We start from the raw sequence: 24,997 nt of genomic DNA, 5'->3' as shown, positions 1-24,997 counted from the left end.
GCCTTTAAATAGTTTGAGTCGCCATGATAACCTGACCATCTAGCATACGTATCACCCGATCTGCAAATTTGGCATCATGCTCGGAGTGTGTCACCATAACAATAGTAGTACCTGCTTCATTCAGTTCGGTAAGGAGCTGCATAACTTCGTTGCCATTGCTCGAATCCAGATTACCAGTTGGCTCATCAGCAAGAATTAGCTTAGGATTGTTTACTACCGCTCGGGCTACAGCAACCCGCTGTTGCTGTCCACCGGATAGTTGTTGTGGGAAATGGTTTCGCCGGTGCATAATCTGTACTTTCTCCAATACTTCTTCTACACGCCGTTTGCGCTCGGCAGCAGGCACGTTTGTATATACGAGAGGTAGTTCTACGTTTTCGAAAACAGTAAGTTCATCAATGAGATTGAAACTCTGGAATACAAAACCGATGTTGTGTTTTCGAAGATTGGATCGGTTACTTTCCTTGAATTTAGCAACTTCGGTACCATTGAAAAGATAGCTCCCTTCATCGAGATCATCAAGAAGTCCTATGATGTTCAGTAAGGTGGATTTGCCGCAGCCAGAGGGACCCATAACGGCCACAAATTCACCCTCTTTGACATGAATGTTTACCTTGTTTAAGGCAACCGTTTCGACCTCCTCGGTACGGTAATATTTCTGTAAATTCGTTATTTTTATCATTTTTATGATGTTGTCTTGTTATAAAGTTATGTAGTTATCTTGTTATCTAGTTATGAAGGTTACAGGAAGTGTGTCTGACATCTCACATACCGATATTATTTAATATTCAATTCCTGTATCTTATCGTAGGTTTCATAATTTGAGACTATAACCTTGTCGCCAGGCTTCAGTCCACTGATTACTTCATAAAACTCGGGATTTTGTCTGCCCAGTTGTATGTCCATACGATAAGCAGTTGTTCCTGTTTTGTCCAATTTGAAAATCCAGTTGCCTCCGGTTTGCTGATAAAAACCACCTTTGGCTAGTAATAATGCTTTCGTTTCGTCGCTTAATGAAAGTCTTATCTGTAAGGTCTGTCCTCTTCTTACTGTGGTCGGAGCCTGTCCTACAAATTCCATGTCAACTTGGAACCGACCATTGGTGACCTGTGTATACACTTTTTTGATTTTTAGTTGATAGGGTTTTCCATTCAAAGTGAATTCTCCGACCTGATCGGTAAAAATGCGATTGATGTAGTGTTCGTCGATTTCAGCACGGACTTTAAAGCCTGTGAGCACGTCAATTTGTCCAAGTCGTTCGCCCGCGTTTTTATTTTGACCGATCTCTGCGTCAAATGAAGTGAGCTGTCCATCTACTGGCGCTCTAAGAATCAAATCGCCTACTTTGCGACGCATAAGCTCTAAGGCACTTTGTGTACGTTGGAATGTTTCCTGATCTTGTTTGATTTTTTGTCTGCTGGAAATAGAGTCCTGACGTAATATCTGCTTGGTCAGCACGACACGTTCTTTTTGATAGTTGTAGTCATTTTTTGACTTTTCAAATTCTTGAGATCCAATCGCTTTTTCTGCATAGAGTTTCTTATTGAGATTGTATACACGTGCTGATTCCCGCAATGCCTGTTCGACATCAGCCATTTGATTGCGGTTATTGATAGACACCTGTTCGGCACTCGTGCGGGCAATCTGAGCTTGGGTAAGAAGATTAAGAACTTGTGTCTCCTGTTGGACGAGCCCTAATTCTTGATCGGTATTGGACAGTTTCATGATCGGGTCACCTTTCTTAAGGATAGCTCCGTCTTCTACATATTTCTCTTCGACCCGGCCACCTACAGCAGCGTCGAGATATATGCTGCTTATAGGAAGTACTGTTCCATTGATGGGAATGAATTCCTGGAAAACACCTTCTTTGACCTCTACAATACTGATGCGGTCCTTATCGACGTTGAGACGGCTGTTGCCACTACTGAAATAATAGCTTCCCCCAATCAATGCGACAATGGCTGTTATTCCTATCAGGGTGAGAATACGTTTTGTATTCCATTTCTTTTGTTGTATTGGTCTGTCCATTCAGAAACTAAAAATTAAAAATCCAAAAAAGGCGCACAAAAAGCCCTTCGGCAGAATCACCTACAATCTTGTGCCATTTTTTTAAAACACTGTTTTACAGTTGTTTATTGTATTAATCGGGTTTAAGGTGTCCGTATTCGGACACTGTTTGTTCGGCAATGGACACCCTATATGATATTTCTTTTGTATGGTGTTGTTTTATAGTTGTTTATGTTTTTGGCACGTGCTATGGGTAAGCCAATCTAATAATTGATCATTTAAAATGAAGACGATTTTTAGAATTTTTATTTTGTTTTTATTTACTAGTTGTTTAGTGCAGGCGCGAGGGCAGACAAAACGTTTGTCCCTTGTCGATTGCATCAGGTTGGCTCTGGAGAATAATCCGGCATTGCAACGATCTGAATTGAATCTAGTAAGAAATAATATAGCACTTAAACAGGCGAAGAATAATAGGTTACCTTCTCTAAAGGCGGAGTGGGGGCATGCCTATAATGAGGGGCGGAGCGTAAACCCAACCACGAATCAGTTTGTCGAAGAGAGTTATTTTTCAGGGAACCAGGCACTCAATTTAAATGTGCCTATATTTAATGGATTCCAGACATTACACCATATTCGTAGGCAGGCTAATGCGAAAGAGGCAGGACGATTTGAATTTGATCATGCGAAGAATGAACTGAAATTGGATGTGCTGACGGCCTATATCCTAGTTTTGACGGCCAAAGATATGCTGGAACAAACCAAAGGACAATTGGCTGTGACGGAAGAGAATGTGCGGCGTACGGAGATTCTGCATAAAGAAGGGGCGGTAAGCCCTGGAGACTACTATGATATACAGGGACAGCTACATGCCGATAAAAATACACTAGAAGCAAGTGCGCAATTGTTAAATAGAAATAGGTTGCAGTTGGCCTCACTTTTAAATCTGTCTATAGATAGTTTAGGTGATATTGAACCCTTGGCTATGTCGCTCGATGTAGCGAGGCAAACGGGAGAGGAGCTTTTTAGAAATGCATTGGACGTTTTGCCAGAGTTTAAAGCGTATGATTGGCGTATTAGGGAGGCAGAACAAGGGGTGAAGGTGGAACGTGCGGCTTACCTCCCATCCTTGTCATTAGGAGCGGGGCTTTGGTCGCGGTACTCGAGTACCAATCCGAGCAGTTATGGCAGGCAGATGAACAACTACCTATCAAAAGGTGTTTCATTAGGACTTAGTATTCCGATTTTTAATCAGTTCCGAACAAGAAATCAGGTTAAGTTGGCGAAGCTAAATCTGCAGGAAGTGATTTGGGATAGAGAAATAGCAAAAAGTAAACTGCGAGAGGAGACTGCCAAAACGGTTTTTGATTTAGAAACACTGCAAGTAAATGTTGCTAATCTCCGGGAACAAGAGAATAGCTATAAAGAAGCATTTCGAATAGCGCAGGTTCATTTTGATGCAGGAAATAGTAATTCTGTAGTCTTCCTCACGGCGAAAACAAAACTAGATAACGCCCAAACTCAGCTATTGATCAAACGGTACGAACTTATGTTGCAGAAATATATCAACGACTATTATACTGGAACTATAAATTTATAACTAATTTAGTTTTGATGAAAAAAGCACGAGTATTAGTTGTAGATGATGATCAAGACTTGTTGACTGCCGTAAGGATACTCTTGCGTCCGCTGGTCAATGAGGTGATTATTGAGCGTAATCCGGAAAATTTGCTTAGTATTCTGTCGAAAAACACGATAGATCTGGTGTTGTTGGATATGAATTTTAAAAGTGCAATCAATACCGGTAATGAAGGGTTGTTTTGGTTGGGGAAGATAAAGGAGGCTTATCCACATATTCGGGTCATTATGATCACAGCGTACGGTGCAGTCGATCTAGCGGTTCGCTCGCTCAAATTGGGAGCTTCCGATTTTATTGTGAAGCCTTGGGTTAACGAACATCTGTTGAATACCCTAGAATCGACCTACAGCGAGACAAAAGAGAAAGGGAAGAAAAGGAATGTGCAGGCATTACGGGAAGAAGATGAGTTGGTAGGGAGATCTGCAGTGATGGAAGACTTACAATACAAAATAGATAAAGTTGCGCCCACGGAAGCTAATATCCTTATTCTCGGAGAGAATGGTACAGGAAAGGATTTGATTGCTAGGGCTCTGCATAGACGTTCGCTGAGGAATAAAGCTCCTTATATAAAGGTGGATGTCGGTGCACTCACGGAGACGCTTTTCGAAAGTGAACTCTTTGGGTATAAGAAAGGAGCATTTACAGATGCGAGGGAGGATCGGGCAGGTCGTTTTGAAGCCGCTGATAAGGGGACACTGTTTCTTGATGAAATAGGAAATATAGGGCTACATCAACAGGCTAAATTGCTTAGTGTCTTGCAGAATCGACAGGTTACACCTTTAGGGTCTCATATTGGTATTGATGTCGATATTCGGTTGTTGAGCGCAACAAATGTTCCCCTAAGAGCACTGGCAGATGAAAGTCGCTTCCGAAAAGATCTTATCTATAGAGTTAACACGGTAGAGATCCAAGTTCCGCCATTACGGGAGCGGGGAGAGGATGTCATTCTTCTGGCTAATCACTTTCTAGGTTTTTATAATGCAAAATATCATAAAAATATTGAAGGGTTTGAACGAGATGCAATAGCGAAGTTGAAATCTTACCACTTTCCTGGAAATGTCAGGGAACTACAGTATAGTATTGAACGGGCTATTATTATGAGCGAAGGGTTGAGTATCGGTGAGCGGGATATTCTCTTTTCCCCTATCGAGCAGGTCTCGACGGTAGAGTTCCCTATGGAACATCAGGGGTTCGGAAATCAGAGTTTAGAAGAATTGGAACGAAAGGCTATACAATCAGCTATCGAGCGGTACAACGGTAATATCAGTAAAGCCGCTAAAGATTTGGGACTGACACGTGCTGCCCTGTACAGGAGGATGGAGAAATATAATATCTGATATATGGGGAAATTAGGCTTTTTCCTTTTCTTGAAAATCATCTTGCTGCTCTTGTGTGGTACAGGTGTGGCTTATCTTGCCTTGTTGGGATATTGGTTGTATGCTATACTATCATTTTTCATTATAGTTGTATTGGCCTATCAATGGTTTAATCTTGAGCGAAGATTGTTGAATCACGTGCTGGACTTTGCAGAGGCTGTTCGATACAATGATTTTACGAGAAGATTTGCTATAAAGGACAAAAAAAGCACTGAGAGTAAATTGTTCTCCGCTTTCAATACGATCAATCAAGTCTACAGGCAAATAAGTATAGATAAGGAGTTACAGCATCAATACTTGAATAAGGTAATCAATATGCTCGATTCCGCTATTATCTTTTATGAAGCTGAATCCGGAAAGGTTATTTGGATTAACGATGCATTTAAGCAGCTATTCAATACTCCTCATTTGGGAAATATCAAAGGACTGACCAAAAGAAATCAGGATTTGTATGACAAAACGTTGGGGCTGAAGATCGGGAAGCCGCAGACAGAGACTGTAAATTCAATTCAAGGGAAGATTAAACTATTAATGAATAGTTCTGAGTTCGAAACACAGGAAGGAGTATTTCGAATCGTGGTATGTCAAAATATTAATGAAGCCATTGACGAGGCCGAAACAAATGCCTGGCAAAAGCTTCTTCGGGTGTTGACCCATGAGATTATGAATTCGATAGCGCCTATTAGTTCTTTGGCAGAAACACTTCATGGACGTTTGGAAAGTGGCTATAATGATGAAGATATGGAGGATTTAAGGGTGGGGATTTATACTATAAAAAGGAGGAGCGAGGGCTTGCTGCAGTTTGCCAAGAGTTATAGATTAATCAATAGGGTGGATCAGCCCGACTTTAACGACATATTATTGATTGATCTTTTTGAAGATATTTATCAGCTACTGGAACCCACTATGCTACAGAAGGGGATAGATGTAGATATCATTATTAAAAATCGACGTTTACTGGTGAGGGCTGATAGAAATCTTATCGAGCAGGTCGTTATCAATCTTTTGTTGAATGCCATGGAGGCTGTGGCAGACTGTGAAAGACCTTATATTAGTATATCGGGAAAGACGCAGGAGGGTCGGGTGCAAATCCAGATCGCAGACAATGGCAAGGGAATGAATGCCGATATACAGGAACAGATTTTTACACCTTTCTTTACAACTCGTAAAACCGGTACAGGAGTAGGGCTTACTTTAAGTAAGCAAATTATGTTGGTCCATAATGGAAATATCATGGTCGATAGTGAGGAGGGAAATGGAAGTGTGTTTACATTGAATTTCTGATCGATCTATTTGTCGTTTTATAGGGCCGACATCTTTGCGGGACTGCCGGCCAGGGTTTTATTTTCTGATGTATGGGCTACTTTATGCCAATAAAGATATCAACCTCAGCATTGCTCCGGTCTTGACTCCGTTCATCATATACTTCATAGTCCGATTGGAAGGTTCTGTCTAGCCCCGATTCCCAGATATCCAGCCATTTGTTGTAGATAATATTATCCTTCATGTCACCCTTAACTGTGAATTTATGAAATTTACCCTTATCTATTCTATGGGCAAGCATGCCGTCCGGTATTTCGTCGATTGTGGATACAGGGCACGCTAATAGAACTCGATAGGGCTGGGTATGGTCGCTTTCATAGTCTGTGTAGACGCAATAAATTGAGCTTGTCGTTCTGTTGGGGATTTTGTTTATAATGTCCTCTGCAAAAAAACGCTCCCATAGAGTAGGGATATCTAGCTCAGCTTTGCCCGGATCATTACTGGTCAAAATTGAAATACCTATAAGTTCAAACGAATCTACTTGTAAAAATTCCATAATGTAATGTTATTAAAATGTATGAAAGCAAATTTAGGTCCTGTTTTGACAGCAGTCTGTCAGTAGAGCGGAGACAAAAGACATAAACTCGTTCTGGTTTTCGTTTTTCTTTTGCCTGAAAGTACTAATTTTGCGGAATGCAATATTTGTGGCGTCTCTTTTTCCATTTTTTTTCTTCCAATAGCCGACATGGTACCCATTCCCCTTTTGTGTACAGCATGGCTGATGAAGTGATTTATGCAAAATCCAAGCGTACTAACATAGCTAATAAACAACAGTTGTTATTGGCTGACGTCGCAACCTATTTTGAGGTGGACTATGTTTCTTCGCCTTTGGAAAAAGGGAGGGATAAGGCTTTTGTTATTGAAGATGTGATGATGGATGTGGAACAACTTACAATTCTCCAACAACAATTCCGATATTTAGTTATTCCAGATATTTATAGAGATAACGGAAGAAAATTGTTGTGGGAGTCGATTTGTCGTGACTCCCGTTTTATTGTTTGTATAGATTTGTTTTACTATGGCTTGGTTTTCTATCGAAAAGAGCAACCTAAAGAACTCTTTAAATTACGCTTTCCGTATTGGAGATAATCTTTTAGCCATTAAAATGCCTCGCTGACACTCAGGTAGAAACCAGACTGTCTCTTTTCACCAGCTCTTTTTTCTCCAAAAGCATAATCTAATCGAATACTACTGCTGTGTTCTATACTAAAGAAATAACGGATTCCAGCGCCATAGCTTGGTACAAGTCGGATTTTATGTTCATCTGAAAACGTACTTCCTGTTCCGAGTAGACCGGCAACTCCAAAACGAGGCAGAAAGCGATAGCGTAGTTCTGTTTGTGCAGTGATGTAATTGTTGTCTTTGTAACGCCCTAGGTAGTAACCTCGCATACTCATATCTCCGCCTAGGTCTCTCATGGCATAAAATGGAATGTTTTTTCCATATGTCCCTCTATAGAGACCTTGGGTAGCTAAGCTTACTTTATGGGAAAAAGGGTAATAGCCCCTTACGTCTATTTCTACCTGGCTTCCTTTGTAGTTGTCCTTTCCGAAAAAGTTTGGTGCATAAGCATATTTTGCTCTTCCATAAAAGCCTTTAGTCGTAAATGTCGTCACGTCGCGAGTGTCATATAGTGCTGAAACTCCTAACGCTAGAAATTGTCCGCCATTTTTTCCATAGATGTTTTGCGAGTCGAAGATGCCTCCGGTCTCGACATCCTGGAATTTAAATTTGTCATAGTTGGCATTAATCCCAACATATAATTTTGGTGCAACGCGTTTTTCTACATCTACTTTTACGCGGTATAGCGTTTGTTCTAGATAGTCTTCATCCGCTTTCCAGGTGTTGTTCCCAATACCATAAAAGTTGAATGGCCAGTCACGTAGACGAATGTCTGTTAAGATATGGTACTCATTTCCTTTGGTCCATAAATCGGAAGTTATGTTTATTTTTTTCTGTTTTTCTGTAGTTACTGTTGCGATAAGCATGACATTCGAGGTCTTACTCTGTAAGTCTGTCCTGTCCATATAGAAGTTGTATGCACTTGCAACACCTATTTCCAAACCTGTTTCCTGTGCATATGCAAATGCGGGAAGTAACATGAAACTTGGGCCACGGGTACTGTCACTTGTCGAGGAGAATACTTTTTTTATTACTCTTTTGACAAAGCTATTTTCTGTTTGAGCAGTTGTTGTAAGTGAGGTTCCTAATAAGAGAAGGCTAAGTATTATTTTATTTCGATTCATGTAGTAGTGAAAATTCAAAGTCTCAAACTTAGAAAAAATGGATGGAATTCACGAAACTCAAACTGAAAAACTCCTATTGGAAAGGTGTGCGGTCTACCAGATGCAGATATGAGCGGAGAAAAAAGGTTGGTATAAAATGATGATTTTTCTGTTGGAGGGTGGGGAGTATATAGGCTTTGTTGAAATGGTGCGTTTTTTTAGTGAAAATTATTTGCTTGCATATCAGTGTGATGGATGTTTAGGTGCGTTTTTTTTGTCGAAATGTTTTTGATAAGTCATTTCTGTGTCTATCTTTGCATCATCAAAAACGGAAACATCTGTTGTTTGTTTCACTTTTGAAGACGTTCTTTAAGTAAGAAAAAAAGAAAAAAGTTTTTTAAAAAATCTCTTGCAAGTTTGAAATAAAATTTTGATTTTTGCACTCGCTGTTCCAAAGTAACAGATGTTCTTAGAGATTTTAAAGAAAAATATATAAAAGCCTCCTTAGCTCAGCTGGTAGAGCAACTGACTTGTAATCAGTAGGTCATTGGTTCGATTCCGATAGGAGGCTCAAAAAAAAGCGATGTAAATTGCAGGTCTGGGGGGGTTCCAGAGCGGTCAAATGGGACGGACTGTAAATCCGTTGCTTCGGCTTCGAAGGTTCGAATCCTTCTCCCCCCACACTTTTTTTCTGACCTTTTAAAAAGGTCAAAAGCGGAAGTAGCTCAGTTGGTAGAGCGATAGCCTTCCAAGCTATAGGTCGCGAGTTCGAACCTCGTCTTCCGCTCTTTAATTTCAAGATTTTCAGTCTCTATCTTTTCGTAAATTTATGATATTAGGTGGGGGCATAAATCTGTAAATAAGCTTTTATAAAGCCGAAGTAGCTCAGGGGTAGAGCACTTCCTTGGTAAGGAAGAGGTCGTGGGTTCAAATCCCATCTTTGGCTCGATAACTTAAAGTTTATTATATTTTTGTATAAAATTTAATAAAAGAATATTTAATAATTACTAATTCGCATAAACATGGCAAAAGAGAAATTTGACCGTAGTAAACCACACTTAAACATTGGTACAATCGGTCACGTTGACCACGGTAAAACAACAACTACAGCTGCTATTTCAAAAGTATTGGCTGATAAAGGTTTTTCAGAAGCTCGTTCATTTGATTCAATTGACTCTGCACCTGAAGAAAAAGAGCGTGGTATCACAATCAACACGTCTCACGTAGAATACCAAACAGCTAACCGTCACTATGCACACGTTGACTGTCCAGGTCACGCCGATTACGTTAAAAACATGGTAACTGGTGCTGCTCAGATGGACGGTGCTATCATCGTAGTTGCTGCTACAGATGGTCCTATGCCTCAAACTCGTGAGCACATCCTATTGGCTCGTCAGGTTGGTGTTCCTGCGTTAGTAGTTTTCATGAACAAAACTGACTTAGTTGATGACCCTGAGTTGTTAGACTTAGTTGAAATGGAAGTTCGTGAATTATTATCTTTCTACGAATTCCCAGGTGATGATATTCCAGTAGTAAAAGGTTCTGCTCTAGGTGCATTGAATGGTGAGCCTGAGTGGGTTGATAAAATCATGGAATTAATGGATGCTGTAGATAACTACATTCCAATTCCTCCACGTTTGACTGACCTTCCTTTCTTGATGCCAGTAGAGGACGTATTCTCGATCACTGGTCGTGGTACTGTTGCTACAGGACGTATCGAAAGAGGTGTAATCAACTCTGGTGATCCAGTTGAAATCTTAGGTATGGGTGCTGAGAACTTAAAATCTACAGTAACTGGTGTTGAGATGTTCCGTAAGATCTTAGATTACGGTGAGGCTGGTGATAACGTAGGTTTATTGTTACGTGGTATTGAGAAAACTGATATCAAACGTGGTATGGTTATCTGTAAACCAGGTTCAGTAACTCCTCATGATAACTTTAAAGCTGAGGTTTACGTATTATCAAAAGCAGAAGGTGGACGTCACACTCCATTCTTTAACAAATACCGTCCTCAGTTCTATTTCCGTACAACAGACGTAACAGGAGAGATCATGTTGCCAGAAGGTACTGAAATGGTTATGCCAGGTGATAACGTTACTATCTCTGTTAAGTTGATTAGTCCTATCGCTATGGAAAAAGGTCTACGTTTCGCTATCCGTGAGGGTGGTCGTACAGTAGGTGCTGGTCAGGTAACTGAAATCATTTAATCTTTATAGATTATAAAAATAGAAATAAGCTAATCGGTTCATTCTGATTAGCTTATTTTTTTCTTTTATTACAACGTTCATTTTTTGAAATAAAAGATAAAAAAGATTTGCTGCAAACGGTTTAAAACACTATATTTGCAACACAAAATAAGAAATACACGGGCATAGTTTAAAGGTAGAACGAAGGTCTCCAAAACCTTTGGTCTGGGTTCGAGTCCTGGTGCCCGTGCATAATAACTTAAATAATCAAAACAATGGCTAACGTACTTGGTTTTTTTAAAGAGTCATACGAAGAGATCACACAAAAGGTAACTTGGCCCACTTGGGCGCAGTTGCAAAACCATGCGGTGGTTGTACTTATAGCTTCCTTAATAATCGCTTTAGTGGTGTTGGCAATGGATAAGGCTTCAAGCAATATTTTGGAGTTATTGTACGGTACTAAGTAATCATCAATATTGTTATGGCAGATCAAACATTGAAATGGTACGTAGTGCGTGCTGTGAGTGGAAAAGAGAAGAAGGTAAAGCAGTATATAGAGGCTGAAGTAAATCGTTTGGGTATACAGCATTTGATTCCTCAGGTGTTGATTCCAATGGAGAAATACTATCAAATGCGTGATGGGAAAAAGGTTGCTAAAGAGCGTAACTATTATCCAGGTTATGTGTTGATCGAAGCAGCTTTGGATGGTGAGATAGAGCACGTAATCAAAAACTTGAATAGTGTTATCGGTTTCTTGGGTGATAAGGCAGGGGTTGCTATTCCTTTACGCCAGACTGAAATAAACCGTATCCTAGGTAAGGTAGATGAGATGGCAGAACAAGGGGAATCCATTAATATGGCTTATTTCGTTGGTGAATCTGTAAAGGTTGTCGATGGACCGTTCAATGGTTTTACTGGAGAGGTTGAAGAAGTGCATGAGGATAAAAAGAAATTAACAGTTATGGTTAAAGTTTTCGGACGTAAGACTCCACTAGAACTTAACTATATGCAAGTTGAAAAAGAATAATAGCTGTAAAGCATTAAAATATTAGAAACCCTGCTCATTTTGAACAGGGTTTTTATTTGTAGCAATTTTTGATAATTATTTTTTGTATTTAAAAACTAATTATTATCTTTGCACCTCGTTTGGTTGTGTAAACTACGGTTTTACAGCTTTTCGGAATAAATGTTACAGTTTGCTTCCAACTTACTAACAAACATTTAACAAATTAAATAACAAACAAAATGGCAAAAGAAGTCAGTGCGTTAGTAAAATTACAAGTAAAGGGCGGTGCAGCTAATCCATCACCTCCAGTAGGACCTGCTTTAGGTGCTAAGGGTGTGAATATTATGGATTTCTGTAAGCAGTTCAATGCTCGTACGCAAGACAAACCAGGACAAGTATTGCCCGTTGTAATTACTGTTTATGCTGATAAATCGTTCGATTTTATCATTAAGACTCCACCAGTAGCAGTTCAGTTGAAAGACGCTGCTAAGTTGAAAAGTGGATCTGGCGAGCCTAACCGTAAGAAAGTTGCTTCTATTACTTGGGAGCAAGTGGAAACGATCGCTAAAGATAAAATGCCGGATTTAAATGCATTTACTGTAGACGCGGCAATGAAAATGGTCGCTGGTACGGCACGTAGTATGGGTATCACTGTTTCAGGTGACGCTCCTTGGAAAAATTAATTAACGAAATCAGTTTAAGAAAGTGGCTAGATTAACAAAGAATCAAAAAGCGGCACTATCCAAAATTGAAGCTGGTAAAGCGTACACTTTAGCTGATGCTACTGCATTAGTTAAAGAGATTACTATGACTAAATTTGATGCTTCTGTGGATATCGACGTGCGTTTGGGCGTAGATCCACGTAAAGCGAATCAAATGGTTCGTGGTATTGCAACATTGCCTCACGGAACTGGAAAAACTGTGCGTGTTTTAGTATTGTGTACTCCTGACAAGGAAGAAGAAGCTAAAGCTGCCGGTGCAGATCACGTAGGCCTTGATGACTATATCAGTAAAATTGAAGGTGGTTGGACTGACGTTGACATCATTATTACTATGCCTTCGGTTATGGCAAAAGTAGGTAAATTGGGACGTATTTTAGGCCCAAGAAACCTAATGCCAAATCCAAAGACTGGTACAGTAACTACAGAAGTAGGTAAAGCTGTAACAGACGTAAAAGGTGGTAAGATTGATTTCAAGGTTGACAAGACAGGAATTATTCACACTTCAGTTGGAAAAGTGTCTTTCCCTGCAGAGAAAATTTATGAGAATGCATTAGAAGTATTGCAAGTTATCTCTAAATTGAAACCTTCTGCAGCTAAGGGAACATACTTCAAGAGTATCCACATCTCATCTACGATGAGCCCTGGTATTCATGTAGAAACTAAATCAGTAGCGGGAATTTAATCATGAGAAAAGAAGAAAAACAAGAAATTGTTCAAGCTTTAGCCGAACAGATTAAATCCTACGGTAATTTCTATATTACTGACACTGCTGATTTATCTGTTGAGAAAATCAATGGAATTCGTCGCAGATGTTTCGAGCAAGACATTATCATTCAAGTTGCTAAGAACAGCTTGATTCAGAAAGCCTTGGTCGAAGCGGGAATCGACTCAGAAGAATTAAGAAGCGTATTGAAAGGTGCGTCTACTTTATTGTTCTCTGAGAGTGGTAATGCACCAGCAAAATTGATCAAACAATTACGCAAAGAGGGAGATAAGCCAGTATTAAAAGCTGCTTATATCCAAGAAACAGCTTTCGTAGGCGACAATCAATTAGATGCACTAGTTAACCTTAAATCTAAGGATGAATTGGTTGCAGATATCATTGCAGCATTACAATCACCTGCGAAGAATGTTATTTCAGCTCTTCAATCGGGAGGAAATACAGTTTCAGGTTTGTTGAAAGCTTTAGAAGATAGAGGCTAACGAACGTCTCTCAAATAAAAGTTCGTAGACTAAAAAAAACAATTATTTAAGAAAATTTTAAAAATCAAAATAAAATGGCAGATTTAAAACAACTTGCTGAGCAGTTAGTAAATTTAACAGTAAAAGAAGTTAAAGAATTAGCTGATATCTTAAAAGACGAGTACGGTATCGAGCCTGCTGCTGCTGCTGTTGCAGTTGCTGCTGCTCCTGCTGAAGCTGGCGCTGCTGCGGAAGAGAAAACTTCATTCGACGTTATCTTGAAAGAAGCTGGTGGTCAAAAATTAGCGGTAGTGAAATTAGTTAAAGATTTAGCTGGCTTAGGCTTAAAAGAAGCTAAAGATTTAGTTGATGGTGCTCCTAAAGAATTGAAAGCTGGCGTTTCTAAAGACGAAGCAGAAGCTTTGAAAAAACAATTAGAAGAAGCTGGTGCTGTTGTTGAAATTAAATAATTTCGCATAGAGCCCAAAAGAGATTAGACTCTGATAGTTTCTATCAGAGTCTATTCCTGTTTTAATGTATTGAAGAGGATCATACGTGTACTGGCGCATGATTTTTAGAGTGACAATTTACAGTACAATTAAGCTCAGTTTTTTTAAACTAAAATCTTATTCCCTTGGCAAACAATAATATTCAAAAGGAAAGAGTCAACTTTGCTACAAGTAAGAAGGTAATTGATTATCCGGATTTCTTGGACGTGCAATTGGAGTCTTTCAGGGAGTTTTTTCAATTGGAAACTACTTCTGATAATCGCCATCAGGAAGGGTTGTACAAGGTTTTCGCGGAAAACTTCCCTATTTCTGATTCAAGAAACATTTTCGTGCTAGAGTTTTTGGATTATTTTATCGATCCCCCTCGTTACGATATTCAAGAATGTATCGAGCGTGGCCTAACTTATAGCGTGCCTTTAAAAGCAAAGTTAAAGTTATCTTGTAATGACGAAGAGCATGAAGATTTCGAAACCATCGTACAAGATGTATACTTAGGTACAATACCGTACATGACACCAAAAGGTACTTTCGTTATCAATGGTGCAGAGCGCGTTATCGTATCTCAGTTACACCGTTCTCCTGGTGTATTCTTTGGTCAGAGTAGACACACAAATGGTACTAAACTTTATTCTGCAAGGGTAATTCCTTTTAAAGGATCTTGGATTGAATTTGCGACAGACGTTAATAATGTCATGTACGCTTATATCGATCGTAAGAAAAAGTTCCCAGTTACGACCTTATTACGTGCTATCGGTTATGATTCAGATAAGGATATCTTAGAATTATTCGACCTAGCTGATGAAGTAAAAGTTAGTAAATCGGGATTGAAGAAATACGTTGGTCGTCGTTTGGCGGCAAGGGTATTGAACAAGTGGACTGAAGATTTCGTGGACGAGGATACAGGAGAAGTTGTATCAATCGATCGTAACGAGATTATTTTTGAACGTGAAACTGTTTTGGAAGAGGATCACATTGACTTGATCATCGATGCAGGTGTAAAATCTATTATACTTGCTAAAGAAGATGAGTCAAACAATGCGGACTATTCTATTATATATAATACCTTACAGAAAGATACGTCTAACTCCGAGAAGGAAGCGGTAGAACATATCTATCGTCAATTACGTAACGCTGAACCACCTGATGAGGAAACTGCTCGTGGTATCATCGATCGTTTATTCTTCTCTGACAAACGTTATGATTTAGGTGATGTAGGTCGTTACCGTATCAATCGTAAGTTACAATTAGGTAAAGACGCAGATACAAAAGTATTGACGCGTGAAGATATTATTGCTATCGTTAAGTATTTGATCAACTTGATCAATTCTAAAGCTGAGGTGGATGATATCGATCACTTGTCTAACCGTCGCGTGCGTACTGTAGGTGAGCAGTTATATGCTCAGTTCGGAGTCGGTCTAGCTCGTATGGCTCGTACTATTCGTGAGCGTATGAATATTCGTGACAACGAGGTGTTTACGCCTACAGATTTGATCAATGCGCGTACATTGTCTTCTGTGATTAATTCGTTTTTCGGTACGAATCAGCTTTCTCAGTTTATGGACCAGACGAATCCATTGGCTGAGATTACGCACAAGCGTCGTTTATCAGCGTTAGGTCCTGGTGGTCTTTCTCGTGAGCGCGCCGGATTTGAGGTTCGTGACGTTCACTATACGCACTATGGTCGTCTTTGTACGATTGAAACTCCAGAGGGACCGAACATTGGTTTGATTTCTTCATTGGCTGTTCACGCAAAGATTAATAACCTTGGTTTTATCGAGACTCCTTACCGTAAAGTAAGAGACGGTCGTGTAGTGGTAGAAGAACCTGTTATTTACTTGTCTGCAGAAGACGAAGATGAGAAAACAATCGCGCAAGCTAATGCGATATATGATGATAAAGGTAATTTCGAAGATCCAAAAGTAAAAGCAAGATACGAGGGTGACTTCCCGGTTATTGAGCCAGAGAAATTGGATTTGATGGACGTTGCTCCAAATCAGATTACTTCTATTGCCGCTTCGTTAATTCCTTTCTTGGAGCATGATGATGCCAACCGTGCATTGATGGGATCCAACATGCAGCGCCAAGCTGTGCCGTTGTTACGTCCACAAGCGCCAATCGTTGGTACAGGTCTTGAAGGACGTGTAGCATCCGATTCTCGTACGTTGATTAATGCTGAAGGTTCTGGTGTAGTAGAGTATGTTGATGCAGAGGAAATCAAAATCCGCTACGACCGTACGGATGATGATCGTCTAGTATCATTTGATGACGATGTTAAAACATATCGTTTAATTAAATTTAAGAAAACAAACCAGAATACGTGTATCAACTTGAAGCCAATCGTTAAGAGAGGACAAAAAGTTGTAAAAGGACAAGTATTGTGTGAAGGATATGCAACTGAAGATGGCGAGCTAGCACTAGGTCGTAACTTGAAAGTGGCGTTCATGCCTTGGCAAGGTTACAACTTTGAGGATGCGATCGTTATTTCTGAGCGCGTAGTATCTCAAGATATCTTTACTTCTCTTCATATCGAAGAGTTCGAGTTGGAGGTACGTGATACTAAACGTGGTGAAGAAGAGTTGACGGCAGATATTCCTAACGTTTCTGAAGAGGCTACTAAAGACTTGGACGAAAACGGTATTATCCGTGTCGGAGCTGAGGTTGGTGAAGGTGATATCTTAATTGGTAAGATTACCCCTAAAGGAGAATCTGATCCTTCACCAGAAGAGAAGTTATTACGTGCTATCTTTGGTGACAAAGCTGGTGATGTAAAAGACGCTTCATTGAAAACTCCTCCTTCTATCAAAGGTGTAGTTATCGATACCAAATTGTTCTCTCGTGCTAAGAAAATGTCTAAAGAGGTTGAGAAAAAAGCCCTAGAGAAATTAGAAATTACGCATGAGAAGAATCTAAGAATATTGAAGGACCGTTTGGTTGATAAGTTGTTTACAATTGTAAATGGCAAAACTAGCCAAGGTATTTACAGTGTTTATAAAGAACTTCTATTAGCAAAAGGTGCCAAGTTTACTCAGAAAATTCTGATGGATCTAGATTATGCAAATGTTAACCCATTTGGCTGGACTACAGATGATGAGAAGAACGATATGGTGAAAATGTCGCTTCACAACTATAACATCAAATTGAACGAAGAGCTAGGTGCTTTCAAACGTGATAAGTTTGCTGTTTCTGTGGGTGATGAGCTTCCTTCCGGTATCGTACAGATGGCTAAGGTTTATGTCGCTAAGAAACGTAAGTTGAAAGTTGGTGATAAGATGGCAGGTCGTCACGGTAACAAAGGTATCGTAGCACGTATTGTACGTGACGAGGATATGCCTTTCTTAGAAGATGGAACACCGGTAGATATCGTATTGAACCCACTGGGTGTACCTTCACGGATGAACTTAGGTCAGATTTATGAAACTGTCTTAGGATGGGCTGGTCAAAAATTAGGCGTTAAGTTTGCAACTCCAATCTTCGATGGTGCAGAAATGGATCAGGTAGAAGAGTGGGTAGACAAAGCTGGATTACCTAGATCAGGTCGTACGTATTTGTACAATGGTCTTACTGGTGACCGTTTCGATCAACCTACTACAGTTGGGGTTATCTACATGTTGAAATTAGGACACATGGTCGACGACAAGATGCACGCTCGTTCTATCGGACCTTACTCATTGATTACGCAACAACCATTAGGTGGTAAGGCGCAATTCGGTGGTCAGCGTTTTGGTGAGATGGAGGTTTGGGCTTTAGAGGCATTCGGTGCATCTAACATCTTACAAGAAATCTTGACTGTGAAATCGGATGACGTCGTAGGACGTGCTAAGACATACGAAGCAATTGTTAAGGGTAATAATTTACCTACACCATCTGTTCCTGAGTCGTTCAATGTATTAGTACATGAGCTAAGAGGTTTAGGTCTGAACATCACATTAGATTAATCAAGTAAAGAAATGAGCTTAAGAGGCCTGTCCTCTTAAGCTTTTACATACATCTTTAAGTTATACAACGTATGTCTTACAAAAAAGATAATAAAATTAAAAGTAACTTCACTTCCATCACCATTAGTTTGGCTTCGCCAGAAACTATCTTGGAGCGTTCGAGTGGAGAAGTTACTAAACCAGAAACAATCAACTACCGTACCTATAAGCCGGAACGTGATGGTTTATTCTGTGAGCGTATCTTTGGTCCTGTAAAGGATTATGAATGTCACTGTGGTAAATACAAACGTATCCGTTACAAAGGTATTGTCTGTGATCGTTGTGGTGTAGAAGTTACGGAGAAGAAAGTACGTCGTGAGCGTATGGGACACATCAACTTGGTAGTTCCTGTTGCGCATATTTGGTACTTCCGTTCACTTCCTAATAAAATCGGTTATTTGTTAGGTCTTCCAACGAAAAAGTTGGATATGATTATTTATTATGAGCGTTATGCAGTTATCCAACCTGGTATCAAGGAGGATGATGGTATTTCGTACATGGATTTCCTAACAGAAGAAGAATATTTGGATATTTTGGATACCCTTCCAAAAGAAAACCAATATTTGGATGACAATGACCCTCAGAAGTTCATCGCTAAGATGGGGGCAGATGCTTTAGAAGAATTATTAAAGCGTCTGGACTTAGATCAGTTGTCTTACGACTTGCGTCACCAAGCAGCTAATGAAACTTCACAACAACGTAAAAACGAAGCTTTAAAGCGTCTTCACGTTGTAGAAGCTTTCCGTGGTGCTAATACACGTATAGAAAATAGGCCAGAGTGGATGATCGTTAAGATTGTTCCTATTATCCCGCCTGAGTTACGTCCATTGGTGCCTTTAGATGGTGGTCGTTTTGCGACTTCGGATCTAAACGACTTATACCGTCGTGTTATTATCCGTAACAACCGTCTTAAGCGCTTGATCGAAATTAAAGCTCCTGAAGTAATCTTACGTAACGAAAAACGTATGCTTCAAGAGGCTGTCGACTCGTTGTTTGACAACTCACGTAAGGTAAACGCAGTGAAAACTGAAGGTAACCGTGCGTTGAAATCGTTATCTGATATTTTGAAAGGTAAACAAGGTCGTTTCCGTCAAAACTTATTGGGTAAGCGTGTCGATTATTCTGCTCGTTCAGTAATTGTTGTAGGACCTCATTTGAAATTACACGAATGTGGTATTCCTAAAGATATGGCCGCAGAGCTTTACAAACCATTCATCATCCGTAAGATGATCGAAAGAGGTATTGTAAAAACGGTAAAATCAGCTAAGAAAATTGTAGATCGCAAAGATCCGGTAGTATGGGATATTCTTGAAAATGTATTGAAAGGACACCCTGTATTATTAAACCGTGCTCCAACGCTTCACCGTTTGGGTATTCAGGCTTTCCAACCTACTTTGGTAGAGGGGAAAGCTATCCAATTACACCCATTAGTGTGTACGGCGTTTAACGCGGATTTTGACGGTGACCAGATGGCAGTTCACTTACCTCTAGGTAATGCTGCAATTTTGGAAGCCCAAATCCTAATGTTGGCAGCTCATAACATCTTGAACCCTGCGAATGGTTCTCCTGTCACTGTACCATCTCAAGATATGGTATTGGGTCTTTACTATATTACTAAAGGCCGCAGAACAGATGATTCTCGTAAGATGAGAGGTGAAGGAAGTGTTTTCTATTCTCCAGAAGAAGTAATCATCGCTTTGAATGAAGACCGCATTGATCTTCATGCGTGGATTAAAGTGAGAACCGAAGTCCTTACGAAGTCTGGACGGATCGAACCGCAAATCATCGAAACAACTGTGGGAAGAGTAATCTTCAACCAGATTGTTCCAGAGGAGGTAGGTTATATCAATGAGATCCTTACTAAGAAATCGTTGCGTAATGTCATTGGTGAGATTGTAAAATCTACAGGTATGGCACGTGCAGCAAAATTCTTGGATGATATGAAGGAACTTGGTTTCCAAACAGCATTCAAGGGTGGTTTATCCTTCAACTTGCAAGATTTAAATATTCCTGCTGCAAAAGCAGAATTGATTTCGCAAGCTACAAACGAAGTAGACGAGGTGATGAACAACTATAACATGGGTTTCATTACTAACAACGAACGTTACAACCAGATTATCGATATCTGGACGCGTATCAACAACAGGTTGACTGCGCACGTAATGGATATCTTGTCTAATGACAACCAAGGATTCAACTCTGTATATATGATGTTGGATTCTGGAGCCCGTGGTTCGAAAGAGCAGATTCGTCAGCTGTGCGGTATGCGTGGTTTGATGGCTAAACCTCAAAAATCTGGAGCTTCTGGAGGTGAGATTATCGAAAACCCGATTTTGTCAAACTTTAAAGAAGGTTTGTCGGTATTGGAGTACTTTATTTCTACTCACGGTGCGCGTAAAGGTCTTGCGGATACGGCCCTTAAAACAGCCGATGCGGGTTACTTGACTCGTCGTCTCCATGACGTTGCACAGGATATGATTGTTGTTGATTTCGATTGTGGTGGATTACGTGGTCTTTATACGACAGCATTGAAAGATAATGATGATATTATCGAACCATTGTATGACCGTATTTTGGGACGTACACCGCTTCATGATGTTTATCATCCTGAAACCGATGAGCTTATCGTAGCTGCAAATGATGATATCACAGAAGAAGTTGCCGCTGCAATTGACGAAGCTGGTATCGAAGGCTTAGAAATCCGTTCGGTATTGACTTGTGAGGCTAAGCGTGGAGTTTGTGCTTGTTGTTACGGACGTAACTTAGCATCAGGTAAGCGCGTTCAAATGGGGGAGGCAGTTGGTGTAATCGCTGCTCAGTCTATTGGTGAGCCAGGTACACAGTTGACGCTTCGTACATTCCACGTGGGTGGTACGGCATCGAATATTGCCAATGAGTCTACTATCATTGCGAAATATGAAGGTACTATCGAGTTCGAGAACGTTCGTACGGTAGAAAAAGAAGGTGAAGAAGGACCGTATAATGTTGTCTTAGGTCGTTCTGGGGAGATTAAGGTTGTAAATGCTGACCGTAAGGTGCTTTATCAACAAATTATCCCTTACGGATCTAATCTTTATGTTAAAGAAGGTGATAAGGTAGAGAAAGGTGCTAAACTTGTTGATTGGGATCCATATAATGCTGTGATTATCTCTGAGTTTGCTGGTAAAGTCGAATTCGATGCTATCATCGAAGGTGTTACTTTCCGCGAAGAGTCAGATGAGCAGACTGGTCACAAAGAGAAGGTAATTATTGAAACACGTGATAAAACTAAAAACCCGACGATCAAGGTCCTTGATAATAAAGGTGAGGTGATCCGTTCATACAATATTCCAGTAGGAGCACACGTTTCTGTTTCTGATGGACAAAAATTGAAAGAAGGTGCTGTTTTAGTTAAAATCCCTCGTTCGACAGGTAAAACTCGAGATATTACGGGTGGTCTACCTCGTGTTACAGAGTTGTTTGAGGCTCGTAACCCTTCGAATCCAGCTGTTGTTACAGAAATCGATGGTGTTGTATCACTAGGCGGTGTAAAACGTGGTAATCGTGAGGTTTCTATCGAATCACGTGATGGTCAAGTGAAGAAGTACTTAGTACCTCTTTCGAAACACATCTTGGTTCAGGATAACGACTTTATCAAAGCGGGTATGCCATTGTCTGATGGACAGATTTCTCCAGGTGATATTTTGTCAATCAAGGGCCCAGCGGCTGTACAAGAATATATCGTAAATGGTATCCAAGAGGTTTACCGTCTACAAGGTGTGAAGATTAATGATAAGCATTTTGAGACGATTGTACACCAAATGATGCAAAAGGTAAATATTGAAGATCCAGGAGATACACGTTTCTTAGAAAAAGAAGCTGTAAATAAATGGGACTTCATGGAGGAGAACGATTCATTGTACGACAAGAAGGTTGTTGTTGAAGCTGGTGATTCTAATGAATTGCGTCCAGGACAGATTGTTACGTTGCGTAGATTGCGCGAAGAGAATTCACTCTTGAAGCGTCAAGATATGAAACTAGTAGAAGTTCGTGATGCTATCCCAGCGACATCTAGTCCATTACTTCAAGGTATTACTAGAGCTTCATTAGGTACTAAATCATTCATTTCAGCAGCTTCCTTCCAGGAAACTACTAAAGTGTTGAATGAGGCAGCTATCGCTGGAAAACGTGATAATTTATTAGGATTGAAAGAGAACGTAATTGTAGGACACTTAATTCCTTCAGGTACAGGTCTTCGTCAATATGGTAATATCATCGTTGGATCGCGTGAAGAATACGATCAGTTATTAGCTTCTAAAGAAGAAGATTAATCACTTCTTAAGAAGATTATAAAAAAGGAAGGTGCTCCAAAAGGGCACCTTCCTTTTTTTTATATCCCCCCATCAAGGTCGATTGCTCTAGCGTACAAGTCCCGCATAGACTTCTACAGTGAGATAGGTATTAACCAAAACTATAACGTTGTAGCTAACAATGCAATCGATTGTGCTTCGTTTTTGTGTCGTGTTTAAAGAAATGTTGTGTATACTTAGACCAAAGTTTTAATTATCTAAATTTAATTTGAACTATAAAAAATTAGAATTTAAATTTTGTAATGCCATCACATGAGAGTTTTTTTGTTATTGAGTCTATTTTTGTTCGGTCTTATGCCACGTTCTTTAGGAAGAGAAGTTATCCCCTTCAACGCGGGTTGGGCGTTTAAAAAAGGACCATTTACTGATGATGCCATGCAATTTGGTGCTGTATTTCAAGGTAAATGGCAAGCGGTGCAGGTACCCCATACCTGGAATGCCAATGATATGCAGTTGAAAGACATCAAGGTAGGTAGCTTGGCTGTTAACGAACGTTTTTATACCGGTGATGCTTATTATAGAAAATCATTTTCTGTCCCGGCATCTTGGAAAGGGAAACGGGTCTTTATTAGGTTTGAAGGAGTGAACACCAATACCGAGGTCTATCTAGGTACAAAAGCACCTGCTGTAAAACAAGAAAAGGAAGTGGTCAATTATACAGAACAGACCCCTACCAATAATTATCAATTTGTAGGTCGTCACCGAGGTGGATATTCTGCCTTTGTATTCGAGCTGACGCAAATGATTTCATATGGGCAGGAAAATGAACTATTGGTGAAGGTTAATAATGAGGCTTCTCCCGACGTTATACCTGTCAATCATACATTGTTTCCTATGTATGGTGGGATCTATCGTCCCGTAGAACTGATCGTGACGGACGCCGTAAGTATCGCAACATCGGATTTTGCGTCTTCTGGCGTATATATCACCCAGAAAAATGTATCTAAGAAAAATGCAGATATTGGTTTTAAGGTAAAGATAGAGAACAAGACAGGTAAGATACAGGAAATCGAAGTGGGCACTACAATATACGAAAGGGATGGTAAGGTAAAAGCTTCATATAAACAACCTTATTCTCTGCTGCCGCAGGGAAGACAGGAAGTAAAGTACGAGATTAATGTGAAGAGCCCTCACCTGTGGCAAGGATTAGACGATCCATATCTGTATAAGGTCGTAACGCAGATTAAAAAAGACAATCAGGTGGTGGACGAAATTGTAGAGCCATTGGGGATCCGAAAATTTGAACTGATAGCCAGTAAGGGCTTTTTCCTGAATGATATCAAGTACCCGTTATACGGGGTATGCCGTCATCAGGATAGACTGGGTAAAGGATCGGCATTGAGCAATGCTGATCATGACGAAGATCTAGCTATTATTCAAGAAATGGGGGCTACAAGTATCCGTCTGGCGCATTATCAGCAATCAGAGTACTTTTACGCCAAATGTGATAGTATAGGATTGATCGTATGGGCGGAGATTCCGTTTGTAAACCGCGTGACCACACACGAAGAAAACAATGCACTGCAGCAAATGAAAGAGCTGATACGCCAGAATTTTAATCACCCGTCGATTTATATCTGGGGATTACACAACGAGGTATATAGCCCTAATACGTACACGGTGGAGCTGACGACAAAACTACATGATCTGGCGAAGTCTGAAGATCCGGACCGATATACAGTTCAGGTGAGTGGCTATAACGTGGTAAATCACGCGGTCAATAACAATGCAGATGTACAGGGAATCAATCATTACTTCGGCTGGTATAACGGAGAGTTAGAAAATCAGTCAGATAAGAGTGATGATGTTGAAACCTGGGCGAAACGTATTTCTGAAGAATTTAGGGATTATAAATTGATTTTTTCGGAATACGGAGCAGAAGCTATCATCGAAGACCAAGCGGAGGTAACTGGCAATTTTGGCAACCAATTTAGCAGACCCGATTTCTTTCCGGAGGATTTCGCAACTCGATTTCACGAGATCAATTGGGGTGTAATTGCTAAAACACCTACTTTATTGGGATCTTACCTATGGAATACTTTTGAATTTGCTACACCAATTACCGGTTTAAATATTAATCCGCGCAACTACAAAGGGATAGTCACCTTTGATAGAAAGGTGAAAAAAGACGCCTTCTACTGGTATAAAGCTAACTGGAGTAAAACTCCAGTAGTGTACATCACCCAACGTCGAGTGATCAATAGGGGGAATGAAATCACGCTTATAACGGTGTATTCGAATCAAGGTGCACCAGTACTTAAAGTGAATGGAAAGGAGGTGAAGAGCTATAAAATGGGAACTACGGAGGTTCACTATATTTTTGAAAACGTCAAATTAGAATTGGGAGAGAATACGGTTGTTGCTGAAGTTAATGATGTAGCAAATGGTACAGTGACGAGGGATGAAATCAAATGGAACTATGATCCTAAATACAAGCGGGCTGTTGGCGAACCATCGGTTACCAAAGACGAACATGTAGGGTTGTAGGCTTTAGATCGTGTT

18 protein-coding genes and 5 tRNA genes are annotated in these 24,997 nt (G+C 40.1%); 19 read left to right on the top strand and 4 right to left on the bottom strand.

Features of this window, described 5'->3' with window-relative positions; translation table 11 throughout:
* Window positions 1-4: 4 nt before the first annotated feature.
* Both JKG64_RS15565 and JKG64_RS15560 read right to left on the bottom strand, forming a co-directional pair.
* Window positions 5-682 (bottom strand): ABC transporter ATP-binding protein, encoded by a 678-nt coding sequence (locus JKG64_RS15565; protein ID WP_210355232.1) that lies wholly within the window; start codon window positions 680-682, stop codon window positions 5-7.
* A gap of 95 nt (window positions 683-777) precedes the next feature.
* Entirely contained in the window at window positions 778-2,028 is a 1,251-nt protein-coding gene (locus JKG64_RS15560; RefSeq protein WP_210355231.1) for an efflux RND transporter periplasmic adaptor subunit, read from the bottom strand.
* Between the two features lie 262 nt (window positions 2,029-2,290).
* Here JKG64_RS15560 and JKG64_RS15555 point away from each other — a divergent pair, with 262 nt between their 5' ends.
* Genes JKG64_RS15555 through JKG64_RS15545 form a run of 3 tightly spaced genes read left to right on the top strand, consistent with a single transcriptional unit; the run spans window position 2,291 to window position 6,303 of the window.
* Window positions 2,291-3,604 (top strand): TolC family protein, encoded by a 1,314-nt coding sequence (locus JKG64_RS15555; RefSeq protein ID WP_210355230.1) that lies wholly within the window; start codon window positions 2,291-2,293, stop codon window positions 3,602-3,604.
* A gap of 14 nt (window positions 3,605-3,618) precedes the next feature.
* The gene (locus JKG64_RS15550) at window positions 3,619-4,980 is read left to right on the top strand and encodes a sigma-54-dependent transcriptional regulator (protein ID WP_210355229.1); all 1,362 of its coding nucleotides are present in this window, start codon (window positions 3,619-3,621) and stop codon (window positions 4,978-4,980) included.
* Between the two features lie 3 nt (window positions 4,981-4,983).
* A complete protein-coding gene (locus tag JKG64_RS15545) occupies window positions 4,984-6,303 on the top strand; it encodes a sensor histidine kinase (RefSeq protein WP_210355228.1) in 1,320 nt (439 codons plus the stop codon).
* Window positions 6,304-6,379: 76 nt separating this feature from the next.
* Here JKG64_RS15545 and JKG64_RS15540 read toward each other — a convergent pair whose 3' ends face one another.
* Window positions 6,380-6,838, bottom strand: a complete 459-nt coding sequence (locus tag JKG64_RS15540; protein ID WP_210355227.1) for a GyrI-like domain-containing protein — start codon at window positions 6,836-6,838, stop codon at window positions 6,380-6,382.
* A 137-nt stretch (window positions 6,839-6,975) separates the two neighbouring features.
* Here JKG64_RS15540 and JKG64_RS15535 point away from each other — a divergent pair, with 137 nt between their 5' ends.
* Complete coding sequence (locus JKG64_RS15535) at window positions 6,976-7,431, top strand: hypothetical protein (RefSeq protein ID WP_210355226.1); 456 nt, start codon at window positions 6,976-6,978, stop codon at window positions 7,429-7,431.
* An 11-nt stretch (window positions 7,432-7,442) separates the two neighbouring features.
* On the opposite strand, the gene JKG64_RS15530 is transcribed toward JKG64_RS15535, so the two are convergent.
* Window positions 7,443-8,588, bottom strand: a complete 1,146-nt coding sequence (locus tag JKG64_RS15530; protein ID WP_210355225.1) for a BamA/TamA family outer membrane protein — start codon at window positions 8,586-8,588, stop codon at window positions 7,443-7,445.
* Window positions 8,589-9,065: 477 nt separating this feature from the next.
* Between JKG64_RS15530 and JKG64_RS15525 the strand changes: the two genes are divergently transcribed.
* The 15 genes from JKG64_RS15525 (at window position 9,066) to JKG64_RS15455 (ending at window position 24,982) form a co-directional block, all read left to right on the top strand.
* A tRNA-Thr gene (locus JKG64_RS15525) sits at window positions 9,066-9,138 on the top strand.
* Window positions 9,139-9,167: 29 nt separating this feature from the next.
* Window positions 9,168-9,248 (top strand) — tRNA-Tyr (locus JKG64_RS15520).
* Window positions 9,249-9,281: 33 nt separating this feature from the next.
* A tRNA-Gly gene (locus tag JKG64_RS15515) sits at window positions 9,282-9,354 on the top strand.
* An 87-nt stretch (window positions 9,355-9,441) separates the two neighbouring features.
* Window positions 9,442-9,513 (top strand) — tRNA-Thr (locus tag JKG64_RS15510).
* A gap of 76 nt (window positions 9,514-9,589) precedes the next feature.
* Complete coding sequence (gene tuf / locus JKG64_RS15505) at window positions 9,590-10,774, top strand: elongation factor Tu (protein WP_133585308.1); 1,185 nt, start codon at window positions 9,590-9,592, stop codon at window positions 10,772-10,774.
* 158 nt (window positions 10,775-10,932) lie between these two features.
* A tRNA-Trp gene (locus JKG64_RS15500) sits at window positions 10,933-11,003 on the top strand.
* Window positions 11,004-11,028: 25 nt separating this feature from the next.
* Complete coding sequence (gene secE, locus JKG64_RS15495; protein WP_021068870.1) at window positions 11,029-11,220, top strand: preprotein translocase subunit SecE; 192 nt, start codon at window positions 11,029-11,031, stop codon at window positions 11,218-11,220.
* Between the two features lie 14 nt (window positions 11,221-11,234).
* Window positions 11,235-11,780 carry a transcription termination/antitermination protein NusG gene (gene nusG, locus JKG64_RS15490; protein WP_021068871.1) on the top strand — a complete coding sequence of 182 codons (546 nt, stop codon included), beginning with the start codon at window positions 11,235-11,237 and terminating at the stop codon, window positions 11,778-11,780.
* Between the two features lie 218 nt (window positions 11,781-11,998).
* A complete protein-coding gene (gene rplK / locus JKG64_RS15485; RefSeq protein ID WP_133585306.1) occupies window positions 11,999-12,442 on the top strand; it encodes a 50S ribosomal protein L11 in 444 nt (147 codons plus the stop codon).
* A 22-nt stretch (window positions 12,443-12,464) separates the two neighbouring features.
* Window positions 12,465-13,163, top strand: coding sequence for a 50S ribosomal protein L1 (gene rplA / locus JKG64_RS15480; protein ID WP_210355224.1), 699 nt, complete (start codon window positions 12,465-12,467; stop codon window positions 13,161-13,163).
* A 2-nt stretch (window positions 13,164-13,165) separates the two neighbouring features.
* Window positions 13,166-13,684, top strand: coding sequence for a 50S ribosomal protein L10 (rplJ, locus tag JKG64_RS15475; protein ID WP_210355223.1), 519 nt, complete (start codon window positions 13,166-13,168; stop codon window positions 13,682-13,684).
* A 74-nt stretch (window positions 13,685-13,758) separates the two neighbouring features.
* Window positions 13,759-14,133, top strand: coding sequence for a 50S ribosomal protein L7/L12 (gene rplL, locus JKG64_RS15470; protein WP_133585303.1), 375 nt, complete (start codon window positions 13,759-13,761; stop codon window positions 14,131-14,133).
* A 164-nt stretch (window positions 14,134-14,297) separates the two neighbouring features.
* Window positions 14,298-18,107: a DNA-directed RNA polymerase subunit beta gene (gene rpoB / locus JKG64_RS15465; protein ID WP_210355222.1), complete on the top strand. Its 3,810-nt coding sequence runs from the start codon at window positions 14,298-14,300 to the stop codon at window positions 18,105-18,107.
* A gap of 71 nt (window positions 18,108-18,178) precedes the next feature.
* Window positions 18,179-22,456 carry a DNA-directed RNA polymerase subunit beta' gene (gene rpoC / locus JKG64_RS15460; protein ID WP_210355221.1) on the top strand — a complete coding sequence of 1,426 codons (4,278 nt, stop codon included), beginning with the start codon at window positions 18,179-18,181 and terminating at the stop codon, window positions 22,454-22,456.
* Between the two features lie 291 nt (window positions 22,457-22,747).
* Window positions 22,748-24,982: a glycoside hydrolase family 2 protein gene (locus tag JKG64_RS15455; RefSeq protein WP_210355220.1), complete on the top strand. Its 2,235-nt coding sequence runs from the start codon at window positions 22,748-22,750 to the stop codon at window positions 24,980-24,982.
* Window positions 24,983-24,997 lie beyond the last annotated feature (15 nt).

Origin of the sequence: Sphingobacterium tabacisoli (genome assembly GCF_017908035.1) — a bacterium.
Lineage (GTDB): Bacteria > Bacteroidota > Bacteroidia > Sphingobacteriales > Sphingobacteriaceae > Sphingobacterium > Sphingobacterium tabacisoli.
Note: the sequence above shows the minus strand (reverse complement) of the source record. Positions and strands in the feature narration are given on the sequence as shown.

Bases quoted from the DNA above. Each gene is read 5' to 3' on its own strand.
- JKG64_RS15565 (WP_210355232.1), bottom strand. From the start codon at position 682: ATGATAAAAATAACGAATTTACAGAAATATTACCGTACCGAGGAGGTC.
- JKG64_RS15560 (WP_210355231.1), bottom strand. From the start codon at position 2,028: ATGGACAGACCAATACAACAAAAGAAATGGAATACAAAACGTATTCTC.
- JKG64_RS15555 (WP_210355230.1), top strand. From the start codon at position 2,291: ATGAAGACGATTTTTAGAATTTTTATTTTGTTTTTATTTACTAGTTGT.
- JKG64_RS15550 (WP_210355229.1), top strand. From the start codon at position 3,619: ATGAAAAAAGCACGAGTATTAGTTGTAGATGATGATCAAGACTTGTTG.
- JKG64_RS15545 (WP_210355228.1), top strand. From the start codon at position 4,984: ATGGGGAAATTAGGCTTTTTCCTTTTCTTGAAAATCATCTTGCTGCTC.
- JKG64_RS15540 (WP_210355227.1), bottom strand. From the start codon at position 6,838: ATGGAATTTTTACAAGTAGATTCGTTTGAACTTATAGGTATTTCAATT.
- JKG64_RS15535 (WP_210355226.1), top strand. From the start codon at position 6,976: ATGCAATATTTGTGGCGTCTCTTTTTCCATTTTTTTTCTTCCAATAGC.
- JKG64_RS15530 (WP_210355225.1), bottom strand. From the start codon at position 8,588: ATGAATCGAAATAAAATAATACTTAGCCTTCTCTTATTAGGAACCTCA.
- tuf (WP_133585308.1), top strand. From the start codon at position 9,590: ATGGCAAAAGAGAAATTTGACCGTAGTAAACCACACTTAAACATTGGT.
- secE (WP_021068870.1), top strand. From the start codon at position 11,029: ATGGCTAACGTACTTGGTTTTTTTAAAGAGTCATACGAAGAGATCACA.
- nusG (WP_021068871.1), top strand. From the start codon at position 11,235: ATGGCAGATCAAACATTGAAATGGTACGTAGTGCGTGCTGTGAGTGGA.
- rplK (WP_133585306.1), top strand. From the start codon at position 11,999: ATGGCAAAAGAAGTCAGTGCGTTAGTAAAATTACAAGTAAAGGGCGGT.
- rplJ (WP_210355223.1), top strand. From the start codon at position 13,166: ATGAGAAAAGAAGAAAAACAAGAAATTGTTCAAGCTTTAGCCGAACAG.
- rplL (WP_133585303.1), top strand. From the start codon at position 13,759: ATGGCAGATTTAAAACAACTTGCTGAGCAGTTAGTAAATTTAACAGTA.
- rpoC (WP_210355221.1), top strand. From the start codon at position 18,179: ATGTCTTACAAAAAAGATAATAAAATTAAAAGTAACTTCACTTCCATC.
- JKG64_RS15455 (WP_210355220.1), top strand. From the start codon at position 22,748: ATGAGAGTTTTTTTGTTATTGAGTCTATTTTTGTTCGGTCTTATGCCA.